The sequence below is a fragment of the Mycobacterium asiaticum genome (assembly GCF_001673365.1).
Lineage (GTDB): Bacteria > Actinomycetota > Actinomycetes > Mycobacteriales > Mycobacteriaceae > Mycobacterium > Mycobacterium asiaticum_A.
On the sequence record NZ_LZLS01000222.1, the window covers coordinates 1 to 8,768 of the forward strand.

7 protein-coding genes are annotated in these 8,768 nt (G+C 68.9%); 2 read left to right on the forward strand and 5 right to left on the reverse strand.

Going from position 1 to position 8,768, the window contains the following annotated elements:
- The 5 genes from A5634_RS26430 to pdxS form a co-directional block, all read right to left on the reverse strand.
- On the reverse strand, positions 1 to 2,363 hold a 2,363-nt coding region (locus tag A5634_RS26430), incomplete at its 3' end, for a PE family protein (protein ID WP_155769746.1).
- Positions 2,364 to 2,484: 121 nt separating this feature from the next.
- Complete coding sequence (locus A5634_RS26435; protein WP_065146984.1) at positions 2,485 to 3,240, reverse strand: YebC/PmpR family DNA-binding transcriptional regulator; 756 nt, start codon at positions 3,238 to 3,240, stop codon at positions 2,485 to 2,487.
- 96 nt (positions 3,241 to 3,336) lie between these two features.
- Positions 3,337 to 3,930: a pyridoxal 5'-phosphate synthase glutaminase subunit PdxT gene (gene pdxT / locus A5634_RS26440; RefSeq protein WP_065146985.1), complete on the reverse strand. Its 594-nt coding sequence runs from the start codon at positions 3,928 to 3,930 to the stop codon at positions 3,337 to 3,339.
- Positions 3,927 to 4,763: an acyl-CoA thioesterase II gene (gene tesB, locus A5634_RS26445; RefSeq protein WP_065146986.1), complete on the reverse strand. Its 837-nt coding sequence runs from the start codon at positions 4,761 to 4,763 to the stop codon at positions 3,927 to 3,929. Before tesB ends, pdxT begins: the two co-directional genes overlap by 4 nt.
- 13 nt (positions 4,764 to 4,776) lie before the next feature.
- Positions 4,777 to 5,694 carry a pyridoxal 5'-phosphate synthase lyase subunit PdxS gene (gene pdxS / locus A5634_RS26450; RefSeq protein WP_065146987.1) on the reverse strand — a complete coding sequence of 306 codons (918 nt, stop codon included), beginning with the start codon at positions 5,692 to 5,694 and terminating at the stop codon, positions 4,777 to 4,779.
- Between the two features lie 166 nt (positions 5,695 to 5,860).
- Here pdxS and A5634_RS26455 point away from each other — a divergent pair, with 166 nt between their 5' ends.
- Both A5634_RS26455 and A5634_RS26460 read left to right on the forward strand, forming a co-directional pair.
- Complete coding sequence (locus A5634_RS26455) at positions 5,861 to 7,552, forward strand: PE-PPE domain-containing protein (protein ID WP_065146988.1); 1,692 nt, start codon at positions 5,861 to 5,863, stop codon at positions 7,550 to 7,552.
- 71 nt (positions 7,553 to 7,623) lie between these two features.
- A partial coding sequence (locus A5634_RS26460) for a 13E12 repeat family protein (RefSeq protein ID WP_065146989.1) occupies positions 7,624 to 8,768 on the forward strand: 1,145 nt, incomplete at its 3' end.

Sequence of the window (8,768 nt, forward strand, 5' to 3'; positions counted from 1 at the left end):
CCGACGCCACCGGCGCCGCCACCACCGCCGCTTTCGCCGATCCCGCCGGTACCGCCGTCACCTCCAGCGCCGCCCGCACCACCGTGACCGCCGGCCTGGCCCGCGTCGCCCAGTTCGGTCGCATCGGCTCCGCGGGCCCCGGCCCCGCCGGTGCCACCCATTCCACCTGTGCCGCCGTCACCGCCCGAGCCGCCGTCGCCGGCCCGATCACCGCCGGCACCACCCGCACCCCCGGCCCCACCGTCACCGCCGACGTGTCCGGTGTCGCCGCTCGCGCCCACCTCCGTGGCATCAGCGCCGACATCGCCGCGGGCCCCATCGCCGCCGCTACCGCCGTCGCCACCACGGCCGACGCGGCCGCCGTCACCACCCGCCCCACCCGCGCCGCCGGCCCGGTTCAAGGTGGTGGCATCCGTACCATTGCCGCCGTTGCCGCCATTGCCGCCGCTGCTGCCGGCATCGCCCGTCGCACCCGATCCCAGGTTGGTGGCTCCGGCACCGGCCGCTCCACCGTCGCCACCGGCGCCAGGATCGCCACCATCGCCGCCCGCTCCACCATTGCCGCCGTCGGCGATCCCGTCGGCGCCATTGCCGCCGTCGCCAGCGACACCACCGGTGCCACCCTTGCCGCCCTGGCCACCGGCGCCTTGGGCGCCAACCTGGCCCGTTGACGTCCCACCGCCTAGGCCACCGGCACCACCGACCCCGCCGTCGCCGCCAACTCCTCCGTCACCTCCGGTCTGACCGCTGGTCCCCAGCGCGACGGCGTTGTCACCGCGCGCTCCCGCGCCACCCGTTCCGCCGACGCCGCCGGTGCCTCCGGCGCCGCCCTTTCCGCCGTCACCTGACACCAAGCCCCCGCTGCCGCCGTTGCCGCCAACGCCACCGGCGCCGCCACCGAGACCGGTATGTCCAGTCGCACCCGCTTCGGTGGCGTCTGCGCCGACGTCGCCGGTACCGCCCGCGCCGCCGGCGCCACCCACACCCCCGTCGCCGACCCATCCGGCAGCACCTCCGTCGCCGCCTCTTCCGCCGGTGCCACCTGGGCTGATCGCGTCCGCGCCCGCGCCGCCGGTGCCACCGTCGCCGCCATATCCGGGCCCGTCCCGGCCCGCGCGCACTCCTCGGGCACCGTCAACACCGCCGTCACCACCGGAGAAGCCACCCTGACCGCCCTCGCCCCCATTTCCGGGATTGCCGCCTCTGCCGCCCTCGCCGCCGTTGCCGGCGACGATCAGCCCGGTACCGCCCTGCCCCCCGGTGCCGCCCGCGCCGGCGGCCCCGCCCAGACCTCCGTCGCCGCCGACGCCGCCGCTACCGGCGGCGCCCGCTTGCCCGAACAGGCCACTGTCGCCGCCGGAGCCGCCGAAGCCGCCCATGCCGCCGTTGCCACCATGGCCGCCGTTACCGCCGAATCCGCCCTTGCCGCCGGTACCGCCGACGCCGTCGAAATTGTCGACGCCGTGCCCGCCAGCACCGCCGGCACCGCCGACAGCCCCGACCCCGCCCCCGCCACCGGCACCGCCGTTGCCGCCGAGACCACCGTTTCCGACCAGCATCCCGCCATGACCGCCCCGGCCACCGTTACCGCCCGTGCCCCCGGACTCGCCGTCCGCGCCCGTACCGCCGCTCTCGCCGATCTCGCCAGCCAGGCCGGTGCCACCCGTCGTGCCCGACGTCGTACCCGCTGCGCCCATGGCACCGGTTCCGCCAACGCCACCGGCGCCGCCGTTGCCGAACAGGATCGCGTTGCCGCCCGCTCCGCCACTACCGCCGACGCCGGCAAAACCACCGGCACCGCCGTCGCCGTAGAGCAACCCGCCGGTTCCGCCCGATCCGCCGGCCGCGCCGGCCCCGCCCCTGCCGCCAATGCCGCCGGTGCCGACCAGCCCGGCGTCACCGCCCCGGCCGCCGGCCTGTCCCGTCGCGCCGGCGCCACCGGCGCCGCCATTGCCCCAAAGCAGGCCGCCCGCCCCGCCATCGCCGCCGGGAGCGGTCGCATCGACACCATTGCCGATGAGTGGTCGACCCAGCAGCAATTGGGTTGGCGCGTTGATCACGCCGAACAGAAGTTGGTCGACGCTCGCCGTCTCGGCGGTCGCGTAGGAAACGGCTCCCGCATTCAGCGCCTGCACAAACCGTTGGTGAAACGCCGCCGCCTGGGCGCTGATGGTTTGGTACTGCTGGCCGTGGTTGCCGAACAACGCCGCTATCGCGGCGGAGATCTCGTCACCCGCGGCGGCCAGCACCTGGGTAGTCGGCAGCAGCGCGGCAGCGTCGGCTGCTCCCACTGCGTAGCCGACTCCGGCCAACTCCGCCGCCGTCGCCGAAACCAACTCTGGCGCAACACTCAAGAAGGACATCGTCGTGCTCCTCGCCAACCCGTGGGTACTCGGCGAAAAGCTAAAACCGTGTCATTGAAGCGTCATGAAACGTCAATTGAATAACTATTGAATGCGCTTCGCGATGCGCTGCCGGCCTGCGTTATTCCTCGTCGAGCGCGGCGAGAACGTCGTCGGACAAATCGACGTTGGTCCAGACGTTCTGCACGTCGTCACTGTCCTCCAGCGCGTCGACGAGCTTGAACACCTTGCGGGCGCCGTCGACGTCGACAGGAACGCTGACCGACGGTTGGAAGCTGGCCTCGGCCGACTCGTAGTCGATGCCGGCGTCCTGCAACGCGGTGCGCACCGCGACCAGGTCGGTCGGCTCGGAAATGACCTCGAAGCTGTCCCCCAGGTCGTTGACATCCTCGGCGCCGGCCTCCAGTACCGCGGTCAGCACGTCGTCCTCGGTCAAGCCGTTCTTCTCCAGCGTGACCGTCCCTTTGCGGGAGAACAGGTAGGCCACCGATCCCGGATCGGCCATGGTGCCGCCGTTGCGCGTCATCGCCACCCGTACCTCGCTGGCTGCGCGGTTGCGGTTGTCGGTCAGGCACTCGACCAGCACGGCGACGCCGTTGGGTCCATAGCCCTCGTACATGATCGTCTGGTAGTCGGCGCCGCCGGCTTCCTCACCGGCACCGCGCTTGCGCGCTCGCTCGATGTTGTCATTGGGAACCGAGGTCTTCTTGGCCTTCTGGATGGCGTCGTACAGCGTCGGGTTGCCGGCTGGGTCGCCACCGCCGGTGCGTGCGGCGACCTCGATGTTCTTGATCAGCCGGGCGAACTCCTTGCCGCGGCGCGCGTCTTTGACGGCCTTCTGATGCTTGGTGGTGGCCCACTTGGAATGGCCGCTCATGGGTGTGACTTACCTCTTTCGCTGTGAATATCGCTTGCCGAGTCTACGTGGCGGCCTGCTCACGCCGAGCGTCACGCCAGCGCGAGGTTCGGCGCGCTAGCGCCCGACGACCATGTCGACAAACAACCGGTGCACGCGTCGATCGCCGGTCACCTCCGGATGAAAAGCCGTGGCCAGCACGTTCCCCTGGCGCACCGCCACGATGTGTCCGTTGGCGCGCGCCAGCACCTGCACGTCATCGCCCACCCGCTCCACCCACGGCGCACGGATGAACACCGCGCGCACCGGCGAGTCCAGCCCCTCGAACCCGATATCGCCCTCGAACGAATCGACCTGACGACCAAAAGCGTTGCGCCGCACCGTCATATCTATCCCACGCAGCGGCAGCGCCTGACGGCCGTTGGCGCCGGCGTCCAGGATCTCGCTGGCCAGCAGGATCATGCCGGCACAGGCGCCGTAGGCGGGTAGCCCCTCGGCCAACCGTGTCCGCAGCGGCTCGAGCAGATCGAATTGCAGCAGCAGGTGACTCATCGCCGTGGACTCACCGCCGGGAATTACCAGAGCGTCCACCGCGTCGAGTTCGGCACGGCGACGCACCGTGACGGCCTCGGCACCGGCTTCGCGCAGGGCGGCGAGATGTTCGCGGGTATCGCCCTGCAGGCCCAGGACCCCGACCTTGGGCGCGCTCAAGGCCGATATCCCCGCTTGAAGCGGGTCAGCCCCTCCTGCATCACCGCGGCCACCATCTCGCCGCTCTGGTTGAAAATCTTGCCTTGGCACAGCGAGCGACCCCCGCCGGCCGATGGCGAGGACTGGTCGTAGAGCAGCCATTCGTCGGCCCGAAAGGTACGCATGAACCACATCGCGTGGTCCAACGACGACACCTGCAAATGCTCACGCTCGGCCATGTGCGTAACCTGCGCCGAACCCAGCAACGTCAGGTCGCTCATGTAGGCCAGTGCGCAGATGTGCAGCACCGGGTCGTCCGGCAATGGGTCGCGGTGCCGGAACCAGACCTGTTGCTGAGATGCCTTGCCGGGCAACAGCTTCAGCTGGTCACGGGGCACGATGCAGACGTCCCACTCCTCGAATTGCTTGAATCCGGCGTCGTCGAAGACCTTGACCGAGTTCAGGCCCGGCAGCCCGTCGGGGGGCGGCGCCGCGGGCATCGCGTCCTGGTGGTCGATACCCTCCTGGTCGGTTTGGAACGACGCACCCATGCTGAAGATGATTTCCCCGTGCTGGATCGCGTTGACCCGCCGGGTGGCAAAAGATCCGCCGTCCCGAGTGCGCTCGACGATGAAAACGGTGCGTTCTTTGGCATCTCCGGGCCGCAGGAAATAGCCGTGCAAGGAGTGGACCTGGTAACGCGGGTCGACCGTGCGCACCGCCGACACCAGTGACTGACCGGCTACGTGCCCACCGAAAGTTCGCTGCAGGAAACCCGATTCGGGGCTGAAGACACTGCCGCGATAGATGTTGACCTCGAGCTGCTCGAGATCGAGGATCTCTTCGATCGCCACCAACGGTCTCCGCTTACCAGCCGCGCTCGGCCAGGCGATGCGGCTGGGCGATCTCCTCCACGTTGATGCCGATCATCGCCTCGCCCAGCCCGCGCGACACCTTGGCCAACACGTCGGGGTCGTCAAAGAAGGTGGTGGCCTTGACGATCGCTGCGGCGCGCTGAGCGGGATCGCCGGACTTGAAGATGCCCGAGCCGACGAACACGCCCTCGGCCCCGAGTTGCATCATCATCGCCGCGTCGGCGGGGGTGGCGATGCCGCCCGCGGTGAAAAGGGTGACCGGCAGCTTGCCGGCGCGAGCGACCTCGACGACGAGGTCGTAGGGGGCTTGCAATTCCTTTGCGGCAACAAACAATTCGTCTTCGGACAGTGATGTAAGCCGACGGATCTCGCCGCCGATGGCGCGCATGTGCGTGGTGGCGTTGGACACGTCGCCGGTGCCGGCTTCACCCTTGGACCGGATCATCGCCGCGCCCTCGGCGATACGACGAAGCGCCTCACCCAGATTGGTTGCCCCGCACACGAACGGCACGGTGAACTTCCACTTGTCGATGTGGTGGGTGTAGTCCGCCGGCGTGAGTACCTCGGACTCGTCGACGTAGTCCACCCCGAGGCTCTGCAGGATCTGCGCCTCGACGAAGTGCCCGATCCGGGCCTTGGCCATGACCGGGATGGTGACCGCGTCGATGATGCCTTCGATCATGTCGGGGTCGCTCATCCGCGATACGCCGCCCTGGGCGCGGATGTCGGCGGGGACCCGTTCCAGAGCCATGACCGCTACGGCACCGGCACCTTCGGCGATACGTGCCTGCTCGGGGGTGACGACATCCATGATGACGCCGCCCTTGAGCATTTCGGCCATACCGCGCTTGACGCGGGCCGTTCCGGTCTGACTCGAGGCTGGCTGGGCCCCGTTCTGCTGGCTTTCCACTACGCTCCTCGACTTCTTGATGCGACCACCAGTCTAAAGGTGCTCGACAAACGAGATTTCCCGCCGCTACGACTGCACAGTTTCGCTGAAACCCCGGGCAAGCGCCCAATCTGGCTTAAGCTCCGCGTTGTCGTAATGCGAGAAAGGCCAGCTGGGGAGCCTAGCGATGAATTTCGCGGTTCTGCCGCCCGAGCTTAATTCGGCACGGATCTTCGCCGGTCCGGGTCTGGAGCCGCTGCTGTCCGCGGCGTCATCGTGGGATGGGCTGGCCGTGGAGTTGGACGTCGCGGCGCGCTCGTTCGCCGCAATCACGACGGGCCTGGCCGACGAGGCTTGGCAGGGGCCGGCGATGGCGGCGATGATGCGCGCTGCTAGCCCGTACCTGGCGTGGTTGACGACGGCAGCGACGCAGGCCGGGCGCTCGGCCGCGCAGGCCCGGGCGGCCGCGGCTGCATTCGATGCGGCGCAGGCCGCGATCGTGCACCCGTCTGCGGTCGCGGCCAACCGGTCTCAGCTGGTTTCGCTGGTGACCGCCAACCTGTTCGGGCAGAACACACCCTTGATCGCGGCGGCCGAGGGCGCCTACGAGCAGATGTGGGCCCGCGACGTGGCGGTGATGGCGGGCTACCATGCCGACGCGTCCGCGGTGGTCGCCGAGCTGGCCCAGGCTTATGCCGCTACCGGACTACCGCGATTGACCGTGGACTGGCAGGCCGGAACGTTCGATCTGGGCAGCGGCAACACCGGCGTCAACAACATCGGCTTCAACAACGTCGGTAACGGAAACATCGGCTTCGGCAACTCCGGCGACGGGAACATCGGCTACCAAAACCGAGGCAACTTCAACGTCGGGCTGCTCAACATCGGCAACCGACTGGTCGGCTTCGGACTCCCCGGCGACGGCAATGTCGGTGAGACCCTCATCTACCTCAATCAGGTCGGCGGCGGCGTTCCGGCGAAGACGGCGCTGATGATGGGCGGGACGGGAGTCATCCCGTTGCCGTGGAGCGGCTTCGCGCCGCTGGCCGAAAGCTTCGTCACACCCAACCATCCGTCGTATGCCGCTCAATTCCTGGTGACGCCGTCGAAGATGTTTCCGATCACCGGCCCGACCAGCCTGACCTTCAACGCGTCGATCGCCGAAGGCATGCAGCGCCTCAACACCGCGATCATGAATCTGCATTCGGCGGGACAGGACACCATCGTCTTCGGCGTATCCCAGAGCGCCACGGTCGCCACCCTGGAAATGCGCTATCTGCAATCCCTGCCGGCGGGGGTGCGGCCGGGGACCGACGAGTTGTCCTTCGTGCTGGCCGCCAACCCCAATCGGCCCAACGGCGGCCTGCTGTCCCGGCTCGCGGGCATCACCATCCCGTTCATCGACTTCACCTTCAACGGCGCCACACCCGCCAACGCCTACCCCACCGTCGATTACGCGATCCAGTACGACGGCGTCGCCGACTTCCCGCGCTACCCGCTCAACTTGTTGGCCACCGCCAACGCGTTGGCGGGCTTCGCGTACCTGCACCCCTCGTACGCACTGTCTCCCGCCGAATTCGCTTCGGGCATAGTCCAACCCGTGTCGGCGGACAGCCTGACCACCTACATCCTCATCCCCACCCACGATCTGCCACTGCTGAACCCGCTGCGCGCCATACCGTTCGTGGGAGACCCTTTGGCCGACCTGATCCAGCCGGACCTACGGGTGCTCATCGAGCTCGGCTATGACCGAACCGGCTACCAGGATGTGTGGACTCCGTTCGGCTTGTTCCCGCAGGTTGATCCGGCCGTGGTTGCCGCGCAGTTGGGGCAGGGCGCGGTGCAGGGCTTCAACGATCTACGGGCTGGTTTGAGGTGACGGGCACACCGGCCAAGCGCTGACGATTCGCCGAAATATACGAGTCGGCGGAATCGTGTAGTATCGAACATATGTTCGAATCACGGAAGGGTGAGCCGCCCCGGGAGGAGTTGGCGCGGTTGCGGGCGTGGCTGGACACGCTCATCGAGCACCCCGCCGACTCAAGCCCGGACGCCGAGAAGTGCGGCGGGTGGGTGGGGTTAGTGCAGGTGGGTGCGCGGGTGCAAAACCAGGCCGCGGCCGCGCAGTTGGTGGCGATCGGGCAGTTGTTTATCGAGCGGCTCGCCGACAGCGACGAGACCGAACTGTGGGCGATCGACACCATGGCCGCGGTCGCTGCCGAGGTGGCGGCGGGGTTGCGAATCAGCCAGGGCCTGGCCTCCTCCAAAATCCGCTACGCCCGGGCGATGCGCGAACGGCTACCGCAGGTGGGTGCGGTGTTCGCGGCCGGGGAGATCGACTTCGCCACCTTCGCCGCCCTGGTCTATCGCACCGACAACATCGAAGACCCGCAAATCCTGGCCCGCGTCGATGAGTTACTGGCCCTGAACGTGACCCGCTGGCCCGGGCTCAGCCCACGCCGGCTGGCCGCGCGCATCGACAAGATCGTGGCCCGCCTGGATCTGGATGCGCTGCGCCGCCGGCGCCAACGCCACCAGGACCGCGAGATCTACATCAGCGAAGACCACGAAGGCATCTGCGAGATCGATGGCACCCTGGCCACCCCCGATGCCCGCGCCCTCGATGCCCGCCTCTCGGCCCTGGCCGCCACCGTCTGCCCCCATGACCCACGCACCCACGCCCAACGCCGCGCCGATGCCCTCGGAGCACTAGCCGCCGGCGCCACCGCGCTGGGGTGTCGCTGTGCGCGCGCCGACTGCACCGCCACCGACCACAAACCTCCCGCACCGGTGGTCATTCACGTCATCGCCGACGCCGCCACCCTCAATGGCAGCGCCACCACCCCGGCCGTCATGCTCGGCGCCCAAGGCCTGATCACCCCCGAACTACTCACCGAACTAGCCCTAAACGCCACACACGTCCCGCTGATCCACCCCGGATTCACCGCCGCCGAACCCCGCTACCGGCCCTCGGCCGCGTTGGCTGACTACGTGCGCGCCCGCGACCTGACCTGTCGCTGGCCCGGCTGCGACCCCGCCCACCACTGCCAACTCGACCACACCATCCCGTATGCCCAGGGCGGGCCCACCCACGC

Excerpts from the sequence above, each read along its gene's own strand:
- A5634_RS26435 (WP_065146984.1), bottom strand. The coding sequence starts at position 3,240 with ATGAGCGGCCATTCCAAGTGGGCCACCACCAAGCATCAGAAGGCCGTC.
- A5634_RS26455 (WP_065146988.1), top strand. The coding sequence starts at position 5,861 with ATGAATTTCGCGGTTCTGCCGCCCGAGCTTAATTCGGCACGGATCTTC.